Origin of the sequence: Nocardia nepalensis (assembly GCF_048910785.1) — a bacterium.
Classification (GTDB): Bacteria; Actinomycetota; Actinomycetes; order Mycobacteriales; family Mycobacteriaceae; genus Nocardia; species Nocardia nepalensis.
The window spans coordinates 40372-57636 of the sequence record NZ_JBKBET010000037.1 but is presented as its reverse complement, the minus strand read 5'-3'; the positions used below and the strand labels follow the sequence as shown (position 1 = coordinate 57636).

Here is a 17265-nt window from a genome sequence, read left to right as displayed (position 1 = left end):
AACTGGATATATGTGGTAACAGCTTTGCGTTCGGCGTCAACAGGGGTGGGTCCTGGACAGGTTTGCGCACGGTATGTGCCGCGACCGTCGCGATAGGAGTGACTGTGACGTCCGAAACCAGCGCAACCCCCGAAAGATCCATCGACGCATGGCCGGTCAGCGCGTATCAGCGTGATGTACTCGGCTTGGCCTTCCGGCTGGCGCCGGAACCCGTCGCACAACAGACCTATAGCCTGCGCATGGATGAGCCGCTGGATATCGCGCGCCTGCAGGCGTGCTGGCAGCGGGCCCTGATGAGCGACGATGCGCTGCGACTGCGCTTCGCGTTCGAGAACGGTGAGTTCCGCCAATGGATTTCGAACGATATCCCGAAGGTAGAGGTCGTCGATCTGACCGGTGCGCCGGATCCCGAGGCCGCGGCCCAGGAGTGGCTGTGGCGCGAGGTCGGCGCGCCGGAGCGGCCGGATCGGCCCGCCCGGCTGGCCGCGGTGGTCGACCGCCCGGACCGATTCTTCCTGTTCATCTCGGTCCATCACGCGCTGGCCGACGGCTATGGCATGAATCCGGTCATCGCCACGCTCGATACCAGCTACAAGATGAAAGACGTCCCGCTCGACCAGCTTGCGGTACCCGAGCCCGCCAACGAGCACACCGACCGCTCCGTTGCCACCTACCTGCGGATCATCGAAGACGACGAGGCCTACCGGGCCTCCGAGCAGTACGAGGCGGATCGCGACGGACTGCTCGCCGCACTCGACGGTGTCGAACCCGCGCTGTTCCCCAACCGCACCACCTCGCCGAGAATCGCCCGCGGACACTACAACACGATGATTTCGGGGGAGTACCTCGACCGGGTCCGCGCCACCGGCGTCACCGTCTTCGCCTACCTGACCGCCGCGGTGGCAACCTATCTCGCGACGATCCACCGCACCGACCAGGTGGTGATCGGCGTCCCGATGTTGAACCGGCACTCCGCGGAGACGTACCGCACGCAGGGCCATCGCGCCAATGTCGTACCGCTGCCGGTGCGCGTCGATCGGGACGTGCCGCTCGCCCAGATCGCGGAGCAGGTCACCCAGCAGATTCGAAAGCTCAAGAAGCATCAGCGATTCCCCTACGGCGAGCTGACCCGCGCGCTGAATCCGGATCCGGCCGCGCCGCCGCTGTACGACGTCGCCTTCTCCCACACCAAGCTGCCGGATGCCGATTATGTCCACGAGCTGCTCTCGAAGTGGACGGTGCACAATCCGGGTTCGGTGACCAACGCGCTCACCATCGTCACCGCGGAGAACGGCAGGGACGGCTCGGTCAGTCTCCAGTTGTTCTACGACAAGGACGTCTTCGACGCGAGCTTCCCGATCGAATCGGCGCTGCGCGGCGTCGGCGTACTGGTCACCGCGGCGCTGGATCACCCGCAGACCCCGGTCGGCGCGCTGCCGTTGCTGTCGGAGCGGATGCGCGCCGAAGTGGCGGCCTTCGAGGCCGGGCCACGTATCGAGTTCCCCTACACCACCATTGATCGGCTCTTCACCGAACAGGTCGCCGATCACCCGGAGCGGGTGGCCGTCCTGACCGCCGCCGGTTCGGGCGAACAACCGCTGACCTACGCCCAATTGTCCGGTCTGGTAGACGGTTTCGCGGCCCGGCTGCACGAGCTGGGGGCCACCGGCAACGAATGCATTCCGGTGGTCCTGTCCCGTTCGACGGACATGCTGATCGCGGTGCTCGGAATTCTGCGTGCCGGTTGCGCTTATGTGCCGCTGGATCCGGAATATCCGCAGGCGCGCATCGCGACGGTGCTCGCCGACTGCGAGGCCCGATTCGTGGTCGCCGGACGCGAGCACGCGCGCGTCTATGCCGACCTCGGCGTCACCCGGGTCACGGTGGCCGACACCCTGCCGGGCGCCGTCGAAAATGTCTCGCACCCGCACGATCTGAGCTATCTGATCTACACCTCGGGTTCGACCGGCGTGCCCAAGGGTGTGATGGTCGAGCACCGCTCGGTGGTCAACCGGCTGATCTGGATGCAGCGCCGCTATCCGCTGGCCGCCGACGACGTCATCCTGCAGAAGACGCCGGTCACCTTCGATGTCTCGGTGTGGGAATTGTTCTGGTGGGCCATCACCGGGGCCAAGGTGGCACTGCTGGAGGTCGGCGGCGAGCGCGACCCGCGCCGCATCGTCGAGGCCATCGAGGCGCATGCGGTGACCGTCATGCATTTCGTGCCGTCCATGCTGGCCGCCTTCGTGGACGAGCTGGCGGCCGATCGCACGATCGTGCCGCGCATCGCCGGACTGCGCCGGGTGTTCTGCAGTGGTGAGGCGCTGCCGCCCGCGCTGGTGCGCCGCTTCCACGCGGCCTTCGCCGCGGTCGGACAGCAGCCGCCGCAGCTGGTGAACCTCTATGGACCGACCGAAGCCACCGTCGACGTCTCGTATTTCGACTGCCCGGCCGCTGGCGACTGCTCGCCGGTCGATCGAAACAACCAGGATTCGCTGGATCTGGTGCCCATCGGCCGCCCGATCGACAATATCGATCTGCTGGTGCTGGATGAATCCGGACGCCGCATGCCCATCGGTGTGCCCGGTGAACTCAATATCGCCGGTGTCGGCGTCGCACGCGGTTATCGCGGCCGCCCCGAGCTGACCGCCGCCGCGTTCGTCGACGATCTGTCCGTGCCCGGCCGCCGCCGCTACCGCACCGGCGATCTGGCGCGCTGGCTGGCCGACGGCACCCTGGAGTACCTGGGACGCTTCGACGATCAGGTGAAGATCCGCGGTAACCGCATCACCCTCGGCGAGGTGCAGAACGCGATCCTGGGCTGCCAGGGCGTGCGCGCCGCGGCCGTGGTCGACGAGCAGTCGGACACGCACGGTCTGCATCTGGTCGGCTACTTCGTCGGCGACGCGGTGACCGGCGACGAGATCGCCGAACAGATCGCGACCCGCCTGCCCCGCTACATGATTCCGACCCGGCTGCTGCGGGTGGACCGAATTCCGTTGACCCACAATGGCAAGGCCGATCGCAAGGCGCTGGCCAGAGCGGCGGCGGCCGCGGAGCATGTCGGCATCGTCGGCGTGGTCGAACCCCGGACACCGGTCGAGGCCGAGCTGGCAGTCCTCTGGCGGACCGTGCTCGGTATCGACTCCATCGGTGTACACGACAACTTCTTTACCCACGGCGGCGACTCGATACTCGCGCTATCGGTGCGCACCGCCGCCGAGCGGGCGGGGATGTACTTCGATGTGGACGCCTTCTACGAGCATCCGACCATCGCCGAGCTGGCCCGAATCGTCTCGGATGGTCCGGACGGCAACCGGATTCGGATCGCCACGGCGCTGGAAACGGTGCCGCTGATCGACCGCGCCGCGCTGCACCAGGCCGAGGATGCCTTCCCGGCGACCGCCCTGCAGCTCGGCATGCTCTTCCACAGCATCGAGCGCGCCGATTCGGTGACCTACAAGGACGTATTCCGCTACCGCCTCGAAATGCCTTGGGAGGCCGCGCAATTCCGTGCCGCGTTCGATCGGCTCGTGCGTCGTCAGCCCGCGCTGCGCTCGTCGTTCGAGCTGAGCAAGCACTCGGTGCCGCTACAGGTCGTGCACACCGCGATCGAATACGAACTGGAGATCGTCGATATCTCCGATATCGATGCGGTGCTCGCCGATCAAGAGGTCGAGGACTACATCCAGGAGCGCCGGCACGCCCAGTACGACCTCACCCGCGCCCCGCTGCATGCGGTACGCGTGTTCCTGCGTCCGTCCGAAAGCGCGGGCCGGACAGTCGATCTGGTGCTCAGCTTCCACCACGCGATCCTCGACGGGTGGAGCGTCGCGACCTCGGTGTTGGAACTGCTGCTCGACTACCTGAACAAGCTGGGGTTGATCGAAACCGGTATCGATGACACCCCGCATGCGGCCACCGTGCTCGCCGAATACGCACAGGCCGAAATCACCGCGGTGCATGATGATTCGGCCCGTGAGTTCTGGCGCGACGCATTGGCGGGGGCCGAGCCGACGGCGCTGACCGCATTAGGTGTGCACGACCGCGCCACGGCAGAGGAACCGCAGGCCAGTGCGGTGGTGCCGCGCAAGCTGGCCCAGCGTGTGACCGCCTTCGCCGCCCGGCACCAGGTGCCCGAGAAGGCCGTCTATCTGGCGGCGCACTGCCTGACGCTGCGCACGGTGACCGGCCGTGCCGATATCACCACCGGTGTGGTCAGCCACGGCCGTCCCGACCGTGCGGGCGCGGAGAGCGTTGCGGGCCTGTTCCTCAACACACTGCCGATGCGGCTGGACGAAACCGCTACCACTTGGCGCGCGGCCGTCGACCAGATCGCGCGCCGGGAACACGATGCCTACCCGCACCGGCGCTACCCGCTGCGGTCGATCCTGGCCGATGGCGGCCCCGCCTTCGAGACGGCGTTCAACTTCATCAACTACCACGTCTTCGCGCCGATCGTCGGCACGGACGGAGTCGCACTGCGCGACTTCGATGTTCGCGAGGACACCAACTTCCAGCTGCTGGTGACCGTGGCCAACGATCCGCGCGACGGGCGAATGTGGGTGCGGGTCAATGGCGATCACACATTGACCAGGGATCAGTGCGAGACCGTCGCGGTCACCCAACTGCGCATACTGGCGAGCATTGTCGCGGATCCGGATGCCGCGATCGATCGCGGCTCGGGCCCGGCGACCGCCCGCGATGTCGGGACACTGGTCGCCGAGGCGGCGGCACTCAACCCGGATACGATCGCCGTCCAAGGCGACGAGTCCAGCATCACCTACGACGAACTGATAGAGCGCAGCGACCGACTTGTCCGGCGGCTCAGCGGGTTCGGCATACGGACCGGGGATCGAGTCGGCATTCTGATGGGCCGTCGCCCGGAGCTGGTGCTGCTCGTGCTCGCGCTCATGCGGCTCGGCGCGGCCTGCGTACCACTCGATGTCAGCTATCCGCGGGCCCGGCTGAACCGGATGATCGAACGCGCTCACCCGCACCGGGTGATCGCCGACGCCGACTACGCCGACATAGTCGACAATGCCGCACTTGTGCTGGATACCGCCACGCTGTTCGATCCGGCGGCCGCGCAAAGTCATGCGGAAGCCGTCGTCCCGGAGCGCATCTCACCCGACGCGGTTGCCTACGTGCTCTTCACCTCCGGCTCCACCGGCGAACCCAAGGGTGTAGCCATGCCGCACCGCGGGCTGACCACACTGGTGGACTGGCAGAACCGCAGCGCATCGGGTATGGATCTGGCCAGCACCTTGCAGCTGGCGCCATTGAGCTTCGACGTCTCGTTCCAGGAGATCTTCACGACCCTGGCCGCAGGCTCCACGCTGCGGGTGAGTTCGGCGGATCTGCGCTCCAATGTCGAGGAACTGCTCAATACCGTCGTCGCCGAGGGCATCGAGCGGCTGTTCCTGCCCTACGTCGCATTGCAGGCCTTCGCCGAGGCCGTGGTGGCCCGGCGGATGTTCCCGGTCAACCTGAAGGTGCTGGCCTCCTCCGGTGAGCAGCTGCGCATCACCGACGAGATCCGCGCACTGTGCAAGGTGGTGCCGGGCCTGCTACTGGAAAACCAATACGGCCCAACGGAATCCCACGTCGCGACCACCTTCACGCTCACCGGCTCGCCCGACGACTATCCGCCGCTGCCGCCCATCGGCCGCCCGGTCGACGGCGATACCGTCGAATTGCTCGACGGCGCACTGCGTCCGGTGGCGGACGGCGTCATCGGTGAGATCTACCTGGGCGGTCGTTCCCTCGCGCGCGGTTACCAGGGCAGGGCCGCACTGACCGCACAGCGGTTCGTTGCCACCCACGGCGGCGGAATCCTTTACCGCACCGGCGATCTGGGTGTGCGGCTGGCCTCCGGCGATCTGGTCTGCCTCGGCCGCAGTGACAGTCAGGTGAAGATCCGCGGCTTCCGGGTGGAGCCCGCGGAGGTGGAGCTGTGCATTCTCGGGCTGGTCGAGAAGTACCCGGCCATCACCGAAGCGGCGGTGGTGGCACGGGGTTTCGGCGGGATCGATGGTGCGCTGATCGCATTCCTGGTCGGCGATGCCGAGCAGACCGATCTGGTCGCACTGCGTCACGATCTGCGTGGCGTGCTGCCCACGCATATGGTGCCGTCACGGTTCGTATTCCTCGACGAACTGCCCCGCACCCCGAGCGGTAAGCGCGACGACGGCGCGCTGCGCTCGATCGTCGACGTCGCACCGGAATCGGTCGCCGAGCAGCGCGAACCGGCCGACGAGTACGAGCAGTGCGCCGTCGAACTGCTGGCCGAATACGCCGGTCTGCGCTCGATCGGACTCGACGACGACTTCTTCGTCTCGGGCGGCACCTCCATCGGCGCCATGCGGGTGGTGATGGGGCTGTCCCGGCGATTCGGCGTCGAGGTGCCCCTCGACTCGTTCATCGGTGCGCCGACGGCCACCGAGCTCGCGGCGCTGATCCGGTCCGGCAATACCCAGCGCACATTCGACCCATTGGTGCCGATCAGCGTCGGCGGTCATAAGCCGCCGCTGTTCCTGGTGCATCCGATCGGCGGAAATGTGCTGTGCTACCTGGCCCTTTCCCGCTACCTCGATCCCGATCGCCCGATCTACGGCCTGCAGGCCGCGGGCGCGGACCCGGGCAGTACACCGGAGAAGTCGATCATCGGGATGGCCGAGTCCTATCTGGCGGCGGTGCGCCGGGTGCATCCGGAGGGGCCGTACCACCTGGCGGGCTGGTCCTTCGGCGGCAATGTCGCACTCGAAATGGCGCGTCAGCTGCCCGAGGACGAGGTGGCCAGCGTGACATTGCTGGACACCATGGCATTGCGTCAGCAGGCCCGCGAGCCGATCGCCGAGGAGCAGCTCATCCGCTGGTTCTTCCTCGAATTGCTGTGGTACGCCCGCGGAAATCAGGCCGCGCTCGTCGATTTCGAACCCGACGTGCACGGTTCCGAGGAGCTGTTCGAGGCGATGCTCGCCGAGGCGATCAGGTCGGCGATCCTGCCCGCCGACAGTTCACCGCAGGCGATCCGCAGGCTCTACGACGTGTTCTACGCCAACTACACGGCGTTGCTGGAGTACCAGCTCGAGCCCTACGATCGCGACATCACCCTGCTGCGGGCCGAAGAGGGTCTGCCGCCCGGTGTCGATCTCGCGCACCAGGCCGTGGGCAGCATGTTCGACAGCGCGAACAACGGGTGGCAGCAATACGCGGCCCGGCGCTTCACACTGGTGCCGGTGCCCGGCGACCACCTGCACATGATGACCGAACCGCATGTCGGCGAGGTCGCGGTGCAGCTGGACGCGGCGCTGGCGGCGGCCGATCCGGATCTGGATCGCGAGCTGGGCGCCGAAATGCTCGACGCCTGAATGGTGCGGCCCAACCGTTATGCAATGGAAGCCGCATAACGGTTGGGTTTCGGCGTTGTCGCTCGGCACACAGGCTGTTGCGCAACGAGGAACGTTGTCGCCATGCTGAGATAGCTAATGGTTAACTGGCCGTCGGTGTGCGCGACTCACGCCATGGTGAACTTCAGTTCCGAGGTGGCCGCAGCTGTCGCGGGCGGCTCTCCATCGCGCCTGCGGTTGGCCGACGCCTGAGTCGATCGCGACGTCGGCCAGCGCTTTTCGAGAAGGAGAGTACTTGCCGTGAAGTTCGGAATGATCGTATTGGCCGCGGTCGCCGCTGTGGGTTCCATGGCGGCGGGTACCGCGCAGGCGGCGGGAAACGCGGTGGTCGGCGGCAGTTCCGGTCTGGTCTTCGACAACAACGCGGCGTGCACGCTGACCGCTATCGGCCACGACAGCGCCGGGCGACTGGTCGGGCTGACCGCGGGACACTGCGCCCCGACCGGCTCTCGATTCGGCGCCGAGCAATTCCTGGACGCCGGTGTGATCGGCACCGTCGCGTACTCCGATGACGGCGATGGCGCGGACTTCGCGGTGTTGGCATTCGATCCGGCGAGGGTCACGCCGGTGCGCAATGTCGGCCCGACCACCATCGCCGGGTTCGGCGCCGCACCCTTCCCGGGCCAATCGGTGTGCACGAGCGGGCGCAGCAGCGGAATCGACTGCGGCATCGTGTGGGGCACGCTGGAGGGCAGCACCATCAACCAAACCTGCTCCAAGCCGGGCGATTCCGGTGGTCCGGTCACGGTGGGTGATCGACTGGTCGGGATGAATCAGGGACGGGTGACCGGATTCGGCGGCGTCGGATTCAATGTTCCGTGCACCGTCGCCGCGAATCCCATTCACTCACCGGCATTTTTCGCGCCGATCGATCAGATCCGTCAGGCCGTTGACGCCACCGGCGGTGTCGGCAGCGGATTCCAGCCCATCTGATCCGACGAGGATTTCACCGCCGCGACCCCGCGCAGGGCTTCGGCGGTGAATGTGTCGAGGGGGTAGAACAATTCGATCGCCAGCTCGGAGAGCGTGACGTCGGCGGGCGCGCCGAAGGTGGCCATGGTGCTGAACATGCGCAGCTCGCCGAACGGGGTTCGGATGCGCAATGGGACTTCGAACGGACTCGGTTGGGCCGCATCATCATCCGGTTCCACGACAAGGTCCGGCGGCAGGGGATATGCGGCGACCTCGTCGTACAGTGCCCGCAACTCGGCGTCGCCCGTCGCGTTGACCTGGCGAGACAGTCGCTCCAGGAACAACTCTCGCACCTGCGTCAGGTTCGCGAGCCGGCCCGAGAGGCCCTCGGGGTGCAGCACCAGCCGGTAGACATTCGGTTGCGGCAGCAGTAGCTCATCGGGGATGCCGGTCATGAACAGGCTCATCGCGGCGTTCTCGGTGATCACATTCCATAGTCGGTCGCACACGACCGCCGGATAGGGTTCGTGCGCGGCCAACATGATATCGAGCGCGGAGCGGACCGATGCCAGGCCCGCGTCGTCGAGACTGGTCTCCCGGTAGGCGGGGGCGTAGTCGGCGGCCAGCAGCAGGGTGTTGCGCTCGCGCAGCGGCACCTCCAGCGCATCACAGAGCCGCAGGATCATGGCTCGGCTCGGCTTGGCGCGTCCGGTCTCCACGTAGGAGATGTGCCGCGCGGAGCTATCCGCCGACAGTGCCAGATCGAGCTGGCTGAGCCTGCGCCGCTGTCGCCAGTCGCGCAGCAGTGCGCCGATGCGCGATTCCGTCTGAGTTGGTGCCACCTGGGCAGGCTAATCGGCGCCGCATGCGCTCGGCCATGACCTCGGAGGTTATTGAGACCTTCACCTCGGACCCGGCATTGTCGGTGCCGGGAGCCGATCGGCTGCCGCGGATCGACCTCAGGAGAAGGATATGAGCACGTCAACCCTCAGCGCCCGGCCCTCGGTGGACACCGATTTCTTGCGGACCGCACTGCGCATGGACGGGTGGGGGACCGGGGGCTTCGGCATCGTCATGCTCGCCGGGGCGGCGGCCCTGAGCGGGCCGTTGGGGTTGCCGACGTCCTGGTCCATTCCGTTCGGTGTCGCGATGGTCGGCGGCGGGCTCGCGCTGCTGCTCATCGCCGGGTATCCGGAGCTCGTGCCTGGCCACGTGAATGCGGTCATCGGGGTCAACGCGGCGTCGGCGGTGGCACTGGTGGTGTTGGCATTCTCCGGTGTGATCGACCTGACCGGGCTCGGGGTGGTATTCCTGCTGATCGGGGCGGTGTGGGTCGTGGTGTTCGCGGGGCTGGAGGCCCGTGGGGTGCGTCGGGCCGGGCTATGACGAAGCCAGCGCGATGATCATCTCGCTCTCGAAGCGTGGATCATCCTCGGCGCAGCGCTTTTTGCGTCCAGTGAAATCCATTGCCGCCACTGCCGTTCGTCCCACTGCGACGCCACCTCGTAGGTCGTCGCGAAGGGTCCCGGTGGCGATCCCGCGAGGGCGTCGAGCCGGATCTCTCGAGCGACCGTCCATTCGTCCCCGCCCAACTGCCGCACGCTCATTCGGCGATCCTGCACCGACATATCTCGGTCGTGCAGGACCGCCTCGGAGAGTTCCGCGGCTGATTCATCGGCCGGCTGGAGACGCCCAGGCGGGTTCAGCGCAGTCATCCGCTGCTATTGGTCATTCGGCCGTCGTGCGACGCGTCGGTGTGGGTTGATGCGGTGGCTCCGCGTGCCGTTCGCGGGCGAGTTCGAGCATGGCCAGCCCGGTTTCGCGGATGAGTCCGTCCAGATCGTCGAGCATTTCGGCGATGGCAGCGCTGGTCGTCTGTAAATCCTCGGCCCTCGGGTCGCGCCGATCGAAGACGCCGCGGAGCTTATGTAGTCGGAGTCCGACATCGAAGAGGCGGCGCACCAGCCGGTCGCTGGAGTCGGTGACAGCGGTCGCGCTTGTGGAGAGCTCCTTGGCGGGGACGAGAGTTCGTCGCGACTTGCTCCGGGGACCTCTACTGACGCCAATGCGGCTGCTGAGCTGTCGGCGCGTGCTGGGGCTCTGGGGGCTCGACCGTGCATTGTCGGGCATCGCATTCCTCCTGAGTCGTTGATTCGTATTGGTGCCCACGCTTCGGGACCCGGAGACGTGTGTATTCTAACGCGCACGATAGCGCGGCGATGATCGGTTCCTCCGGGAATTCGATACTTCTGTACCAGTTTTCGTTGCACTCATCGGGTAATCGCCTGGTACATAACAGGATCAAGAACTCATCGATCCCGGTTCCTCACCTCCAAGCTCCGCGCGTGCCGCGTGGTGATCGATTGGGGGGCTGCTTCGCAGTGCGAACGGGTGGACAATGGAGGTATGACAGTAAACGGTGTGCGGGAGTCACGCGAACTGTCGGTCGATGCGTCACTGTATTTGCTCGGCACGATCGGATTCGGTCGTGTCGCGTTCTCGCGTTACGCTTTACCCGCTATTCGGCCGGTCAGCCACGCCGTCGTAGAGGACCATCTGGTGCTCTACGCCGACTCCGCGACGACCAGTTCGCTCGATCGTCAGGTTGTCGCCTACGAGGTGGACGCCATCGACCACGAGACCTCCCTCGGCTGGTGCGTGATCGTGACCGGCGTTGCCGACACGGTCCGCGACCAACACGAAATCATGCACTACCAACAGTTCTTGCCAGCGCGCACGGTCGGGGCGGGTGATCGGGTGACCAGGATCCTGCCCGATATCGTCACCGGCATCGAGTATGTCGGGACCGAGGACATCGAACAGTAATGCTTATCGGTCCGAGATCCTTTCGGGGAGTAAGGGTTCGAGCTTCGCCAAGAAGCGGGTGAAGTGCGGGTCCGCGTCGGTGCGGTCGAAGGTATCGATATCCCACCAGCGGGACTCGCCGAATTCGCGTGGGTCCAGGGTGTATTCGCGGGTGCGGTCGCCGCGGATGACATACCAGAGGCTGACATCCTCATGGCCGCTGTCGATTCCGACGGTCGTGGTCATGGTGAGGAATAGTGGTTCGGTTCCCGTGACGGTGAATTCGGCGTCGATGCCCAGCTCCTCCGATGCTTCGCGTCCGGCGGCGGCCAGTGGGTGTTCGCCCGGCGAAATATGACCGCCGGTGGGCAGCCACAGTCCGGCGAGGAGATGGCGGCCGAGCAGGACATCGCGGGTTCGCGGATCGACCAGCACGACGTAGGACACCAGATGTCGTGGGGGAGTATCAGGTTTGCGGCGACGGAATACGTCGTCGGTGGCGGCGAGCCAGGTCAGCGTTTCCGCGATGTGCCGGCGCTCGAGCTCGTCGAGCGGATTGATGGCGTCGACGATATCGGCGACGGCTGCGGTCGCGAGGTTCATGGCAGGCGACTGTAGCCGCAGGCACCGACAGGTTGGCGCGCCGCGAATCAGTCGAAGACGACCGGGCGCAACCTGGTGGTGTAGACCCCCGCGCGGTCGAGCGCATCGGCCGCCGCGTCGAGCTCGATCATGGCCTCCTCGAACACTTCCCGCGCCCCCGCGATGCAGTAGGCGGGGGTGGTGAGCGCCCCGATGCCCTCGGTATCGACCAGCATCCCCGAGGCCTGCAGCGTCCCGTATCCGGTATCCAGCTCGGCCAGCTCCCCGCGCAGCTCGCGCAGCCGATCGAACAACTGCTGCCGTCGAATCTCCAGTGCCAATGGATCGGTCATCGCACGCTCCCCAGTTCGGCCGTGTCGCCAGTTCCTCGCTGACCGCAATTTACCGCTGATCTATGTCGAGGGTTCGAACTCCAGCAGCACCGGTCCGCCACCCGGGCCCTTCGGGAGCGGGAAGAAGCTGTGATGGTTGTTCGGATCGACCGCAACCGTATGCGCGCCGTCGGCGAGGTGACTCGATGCGACGCCGGTGGTGTGCGCCGCGCGCTGATCGAACAGGCTCACCCACCCGCTCTCGGCGGCCACATACAGCCGATGGGCCGCATCGTCGTAGACCAGCACATCGGGAGTCGGGCCGACGCTGTTCTCGTCGAGCACGGTGCGACCGGTGAGATCGACGGTGACGAGGCGGGCGTTGTCCTCGCAGCCGACGAACATGAGTCGGTCGGCCGCATCCAATGCCTGACCGTGCGGTCCGGCGCAGCCGGGCACCGGAATCCGGTCTGTCACCGCCAGCGTCTGGGGATCGATGACGGCGAGATCGTCCTTGCCCTGCACCGCCACGACCATGCGGTCGGTACCGGCGTCGTAGACGACATTGCCGACCTCGCCGCCCAATGCCACTGTGCCGCGGACGGTTCCGGTGTCGGCATCGATGACGGTCTCGGTCCCGGCGCGCTCGTTGGTGGTCCATACCGCGCCGCGTCGCGGATCGTAGGCGAGTCCGTCCGGATATTCGCCGGTCGGCGAGGTTCGCAGGATCGTGCCGGTATCCGCGTCGATGGTCGCCAGCTCGTTGCGTCCGGTCGCTGTCGCGTAGATCCGATGCCGCTCGGGAACCGCGAGTACGCCGTGTACATCGGGCAGGTCCGCGATGGTGCGGACCACGCGATGTGCGCGGATATCGACTTCGACGACCGCGCCCGCGCCCATATGCGCCACCCACAGCTGTCCCGATCCGGCGTCGAGGCTCATGTAGTCGAAGCGCACCGCCGCACCCGGCAGGTCGAGCTGCCCGAGCTGACGCAGCGGCAATGGGCCCGTGTCCGACGGGCCCGCGTCGTGTGTCGAGGTACCACACCCGGCCACAATGAGGACCGCACAGATCAAGGCCATCGTCGATCTCATCAGACCTCCCACCGCAGGTAACTGTGGATTCAGGCTAGTCCCCGGAGCGTCCCTTCGGCCGATGCGGCACGTGGCCCCATCGAGGCTGGTCATACGGTGGTTCACCAAGATCTTTTACGCCACATATGACTACCGTCGATTCGGGGCTAGGCCGGGAAGGTGAAGCCGACTTTGCGAGTTGCGGGGTCGGCGGCGACCAGGCGTACCTGGACTTTTGAGCCCTCGGGGGGTGCGCCGAGGCAGGGGCCGACGACGGGTGGGTCGGCGACGAAGACTTCGGCGGGGCGGCTGCCATTGGCTTCGCGCACCACCACGGCATCGAAGACGGTGCCGCTGCGTTCGGCGAGCAGGGTGGCTTCGGTCAGGTCGATGCAGGCGCGTTCCACCTTGCCCGCGATGCTGTCGCTGCGCTTCATCGATTCGGCGGTGGGGACCAGTCCGTCGCGAACCCATTGCGGCACTTCGGTTCCGGCGCAGCGGGCCAGGCATATCTCGATGGCGAACCGATCCGCGAGGCGACGCAGCGGCGCGGTCACGTGCGCGTAGGGCGCGCCGATCGCGCTGTGCTGCAGATTGTTCGGCGAATGCGAATTGTTCCCGGACCGACCACCGTTCGCCGATCGCGAGCTGCCGGTCGTCTGCCCGCCACGGGTCGTCTGTGGGCCGCTGGTTGTCTGTGGGCCGCCGGTCGTCTGCCCGCCACGGGTCGTCTGCGCACCGCCGATTGCCGCCGCACCGTCGGTTGACTGCCCACTACCTGTCGGCGAACCATCCGCCGCTTCGTCGACCGCACCGCCCAGCACGGTATAGCCAGCACCCCGCAACAGCCCCGTGGCTTCCGACATCAGCACCAACGTCGCGGGAGCATTCGGATCCAGCCCGGCCAGCATCCGCCCGACGGACTGATCGGCGGGCCACGCGACCCCGAGCGCCGCGGCGGTCCTGCGCATCGAATCGATCGCCGATTCGGTTGGCGGCGGCATCGTCCGCAACAGCGCGATGCGCTCGCCCCCACCGGGCGTGCCAGAACCATTGCCGTCCAACATGATTCGCGCCGCGCACATGCCGGTCAGCAGCGATACCTGCTCGTTCCAGTCATCGGCCGCGGTGCGCGGTTCCACCACGAGGCGCCAGTGCCCGGCGGCAGTGTCGTCGCGGATAACGCTCTGGGCAGGCAATCGGAGCCCGATCGCGCCGCGGGCCAGCCCGGCCTCGATGCGCCGCATGCCGAATTCCGGCAGGGCCGCGATCGAGGGATGCAGGCGGTTGGCGTCGGCGTCGGCCTGGACGCTCGCGTAGTCGAGCCGAGCCCGGGAGCGCACGGTGGCCCGGATCACCGAGAACCGTTGCGGTTCAGCGTTTTCGTCGCATTCGATGGTCCACAGGGCGGCGGGCCTGATCTGCTCGGGGAGCAGGCTCGCGGAGTTCTCCGACAGGATCGGCGGATGCAGCGGCACGGTGCCGTCGGGGAGGTAGAAAGTCTGGCCGCGCGCGCCCGCCTCTTCGGCCAGTGGGCCGGCGGGGTCGATGACGGCGCCGACATCGGCGATCGCGTAATGCACGGTGAAGCCGGATGCGGTGCGTTCGATATGTACCGCCTGGTCCAGATCCAGGGCGCCGGGCGGGTCGATCGTCACGAATGGGATATCGGTGCGATCGGTGCGAATGCCCGCGAACGCGTCGATCGCGTCGCGGGCCGCCGCGGTGGCCTCGGCGGGATACGCCGAGGCCAATCCGAATTCGGATCGAATGGCGCCGAAATCGACCGGCGCCGAGACGATCCGCTGGTGGAGTTCCACGCTGGCGCAGTCGTGCTCTACTGCAGTGCCAACATGGTGCCGTTCAATTGATTGAACGGGCCGTACACGGTAAAGGTCACCCGTCCACCCGGGACGCTGGCGGAGACGTCCGCCGCGGCGTCCAGCGCCTCGCCGAACGACGCCGCCGACGGATGCGGCAGACCGGCGATGGCCTGCCCGATGTGGTTCTGGTGCACCCAGGCGGTGTCGGCCGGGTTGAGGTCGACCTGGACCCCACCCGCCAGCGGGGTGACCGCGACCGCCGAGGCGGACCCGGTGCCCAGCATGGCGAAAACCGATGCGGCCCCGGCGATAAGCGCACCGGCGACCAGTGAACGAACAATCCGCATAGAGTTGTGACCTGCTTCCATGATCGAAGAATGTGAGATTCGTGGCATCCCGGCAACGGGGCTTACCAACGGCGCCTACTCTATGACGTCGCTCACGTTCTAGGCCAGTTCCCGCCGAATCGCCGTGCCGGACACGCCGTGCCCGGCATTGCCGTATCCCGGCTGCTAGGGTTCCCCGGCGTAGCGGGGTCCAGCTATCCCGCACAGTCGCAAGTGTCCCGTACGTCGACAATTGGGAGTTGTCCACTGATGTCAACGATTCTTTTCGATTACCTGATGCCGCTGCTCGGTCCCGAGCAGGCGACGTATTGGGCTCAGGTGTTCATGGTCAACCCGCTCTGACCTCACAGTCACCGATGCGGTCTTCGTCGCCTTCCGTTAACCACACGGAAGGCGACGTTTCCCAAGTGCCGCTAGCATCCCGCTGCGTGACCAGAACTACCGCCGCGATCGCGGCCAGCTCCGCCGTCCTCGCCCTGCTCCTCGCCGGTTGCAATGATGACAAAGCCGCTTCCCCCGCAACCGGTGCCGCAACGACTTCGGCGGCCAAGGCGGCGGGCAGTGAGACTCTAGACAGCGTCAAGGCGGGGACGTTCGTCGTCAGCTACCGCAGCGCCTTCCCCAAACTCGCCGAGGGCAAAGACGACGCCAAGATCAGCGGCATCCTGGTCGACACCTGCAAGGACATCAAGGGCGGCAAGAGCGAGGACGAGGTCGTCCAGAACGTCATCAAGCGCACCAAGGGCAGCACCGAGGCCTCCAAGGAAGAGGCCCAGGCGATCTACCAAATGGCGAAGATGCTCTGCTGATCAGCTTTCCGGCTGATCAATCCTTCAGCCACGGCAGGTAATTGGGCAGGTATTTCAATACGTACCCGATGGTGATCATGACGATTATCGAGATCACGGGAATCAGTATGGACATCGGCCCGGTTCCTTACGTTGTGCTACCGATGCGGGTCGTACGGCAGGCAATCGACCGTGGCGACTGCTGCGGGTCGCTCGAAATGGTCTGCCGTACCCGTATCGGTATACGCCCCTTGTGTTACGAGCGCATTCCATCTTGTTCCGCCGCTGGCATGTTGGCCTGACCCAGTGCCGGGGTCGGCTCGGACGGGGCGATTTCCGGTGTGGTGGATTCCGGTGCCGCCGGGGTGGATTCCGACGTGGCCGCCGCGGTGCTCGGCCCCGGCGCCGTACCGCGCTCCAGGAACCGGAGCAGCTCCACCGGGAATGGCAGCACCAATGTCGAATTCTTCTCCGCCGCAACCTGAACCACGGTTTCGAGCAGCCGCAGTTGCAGCGCCGCTGGCGACTCCGACATCTGCGCGCCCGCCTGCGCCAACTTCTTCGACGCCTGGAACTCGCCCTCGGCGGAAATGACCCGCGCCCGCCGTTCCCGCTCCGCCTCGGCCTGCCGCGACATCGAGCGTTTCAGCGAATCCGGTATCGACACATCCTTGATCTCCACCCGATCGATATGGATGCCCCAGCCGAGCGCCGGGCTATCGATCATGATCTCCAGCCCCTTGTTCAGCTCCTCGCGGTTGGACAACAGGCTGTCCAGATCGCTCTTTCCGATGATCGACCGCAAGGATGTCTGCGCCACCTGTCCCACCGCGAACAGATAGTTCTGGACCTCGACCACCGCGCACACCGGGTCGATCACCCGGAAGTAGACCACCGCGTCGACGCGCACCGTCACGTTGTCTCGGGTGATGCCGTCCTGCGCGGGCACCGGCATGGTGACGATCTGGGTGGAGACCTTGCGCATCCGGTCGACGAACGGAATCAGCATGCGCAGTCCGGGATCTCGGGTCCCGACCACCCGCCCGAACCGGAACACCAGCCCCTTTTCATATTGGGCGACAATGCGCGCGCTCATCGCGGTGATCACCCCGCCCGCGATGGCCCCCACCCCGAAGATCGCCCCGATAACGGCAAGAATATCCATGGTTACACCCCGTACGAAGTGCCTG

General features: G+C 66.4%; 13 protein-coding genes. 5 read left to right on the top strand and 8 right to left on the bottom strand.

Annotated elements, in window-relative coordinates; all coding sequences use genetic code 11:
• Nucleotides 1–104: 104 nt before the first annotated feature.
• Nucleotides 105–7373, top strand: a complete 7269-nt coding sequence (locus tag ACHQ4I_RS31925; protein ID WP_420775595.1) for an amino acid adenylation domain-containing protein — start codon at nt 105–107, stop codon at nt 7371–7373.
• A 279-nt stretch (nt 7374–7652) separates the two neighbouring features.
• Nucleotides 7653–8345: a chymotrypsin family serine protease gene (locus tag ACHQ4I_RS31920; protein ID WP_420775594.1), complete on the top strand. Its 693-nt coding sequence runs from the start codon at nt 7653–7655 to the stop codon at nt 8343–8345.
• Here the strand turns inward: ACHQ4I_RS31920 and ACHQ4I_RS31915 are convergent.
• Nucleotides 8294–9166 carry a helix-turn-helix domain-containing protein gene (locus ACHQ4I_RS31915; protein ID WP_420775593.1) on the bottom strand — a complete coding sequence of 291 codons (873 nt, stop codon included), beginning with the start codon at nt 9164–9166 and terminating at the stop codon, nt 8294–8296. The genes ACHQ4I_RS31920 and ACHQ4I_RS31915 overlap by 52 nt on opposite strands.
• 130 nt (nt 9167–9296) lie before the next feature.
• Between ACHQ4I_RS31915 and ACHQ4I_RS31910 the strand changes: the two genes are divergently transcribed.
• A complete protein-coding gene (locus ACHQ4I_RS31910) occupies nt 9297–9710 on the top strand; it encodes a hypothetical protein (protein ID WP_420775592.1) in 414 nt (137 codons plus the stop codon).
• Nucleotides 9711–10052: 342 nt separating this feature from the next.
• On the opposite strand, the gene ACHQ4I_RS31905 is transcribed toward ACHQ4I_RS31910, so the two are convergent.
• The gene (locus ACHQ4I_RS31905; RefSeq protein WP_420775591.1) at nt 10053–10454 is read right to left on the bottom strand and encodes a hypothetical protein; all 402 of its coding nucleotides are present in this window, start codon (nt 10452–10454) and stop codon (nt 10053–10055) included.
• A 276-nt stretch (nt 10455–10730) separates the two neighbouring features.
• On the opposite strand from ACHQ4I_RS31905, the gene ACHQ4I_RS31900 reads away from it, so the two are divergent.
• The gene (locus tag ACHQ4I_RS31900) at nt 10731–11150 is read left to right on the top strand and encodes a pyridoxamine 5'-phosphate oxidase family protein (protein ID WP_420775590.1); all 420 of its coding nucleotides are present in this window, start codon (nt 10731–10733) and stop codon (nt 11148–11150) included.
• Between the two features lie 3 nt (nt 11151–11153).
• Here the strand turns inward: ACHQ4I_RS31900 and ACHQ4I_RS31895 are convergent, their stop codons facing one another.
• The 5 genes from ACHQ4I_RS31895 to ACHQ4I_RS31875 form a co-directional block, all read right to left on the bottom strand.
• On the bottom strand, nt 11154–11732 hold the full coding sequence (locus ACHQ4I_RS31895) for an NUDIX hydrolase (RefSeq protein WP_420775589.1): 579 nt from the start codon (nt 11730–11732) through the stop codon (nt 11154–11156).
• Between the two features lie 47 nt (nt 11733–11779).
• The gene (locus ACHQ4I_RS31890) at nt 11780–12064 is read right to left on the bottom strand and encodes a hypothetical protein (RefSeq protein ID WP_420775588.1); all 285 of its coding nucleotides are present in this window, start codon (nt 12062–12064) and stop codon (nt 11780–11782) included.
• A gap of 60 nt (nt 12065–12124) precedes the next feature.
• Entirely contained in the window at nt 12125–13138 is a 1014-nt protein-coding gene (locus ACHQ4I_RS31885) for a YncE family protein (RefSeq protein WP_420775587.1), read from the bottom strand.
• A 146-nt stretch (nt 13139–13284) separates the two neighbouring features.
• The gene (locus tag ACHQ4I_RS31880) at nt 13285–14937 is read right to left on the bottom strand and encodes an RNB domain-containing ribonuclease (protein WP_420775586.1); all 1653 of its coding nucleotides are present in this window, start codon (nt 14935–14937) and stop codon (nt 13285–13287) included.
• 17 nt (nt 14938–14954) lie between these two features.
• The gene (locus tag ACHQ4I_RS31875) at nt 14955–15287 is read right to left on the bottom strand and encodes a hypothetical protein (protein WP_420775585.1); all 333 of its coding nucleotides are present in this window, start codon (nt 15285–15287) and stop codon (nt 14955–14957) included.
• 428 nt (nt 15288–15715) lie between these two features.
• Here ACHQ4I_RS31875 and ACHQ4I_RS31870 point away from each other — a divergent pair, with 428 nt between their 5' ends.
• Entirely contained in the window at nt 15716–16096 is a 381-nt protein-coding gene (locus ACHQ4I_RS31870; RefSeq protein WP_420775584.1) for a hypothetical protein, read from the top strand.
• A gap of 235 nt (nt 16097–16331) precedes the next feature.
• Here the strand turns inward: ACHQ4I_RS31870 and ACHQ4I_RS31865 are convergent, their stop codons facing one another.
• Complete coding sequence (locus tag ACHQ4I_RS31865) at nt 16332–17171, bottom strand: SPFH domain-containing protein (RefSeq protein ID WP_420776063.1); 840 nt, start codon at nt 17169–17171, stop codon at nt 16332–16334.
• Nucleotides 17172–17265 lie beyond the last annotated feature (94 nt).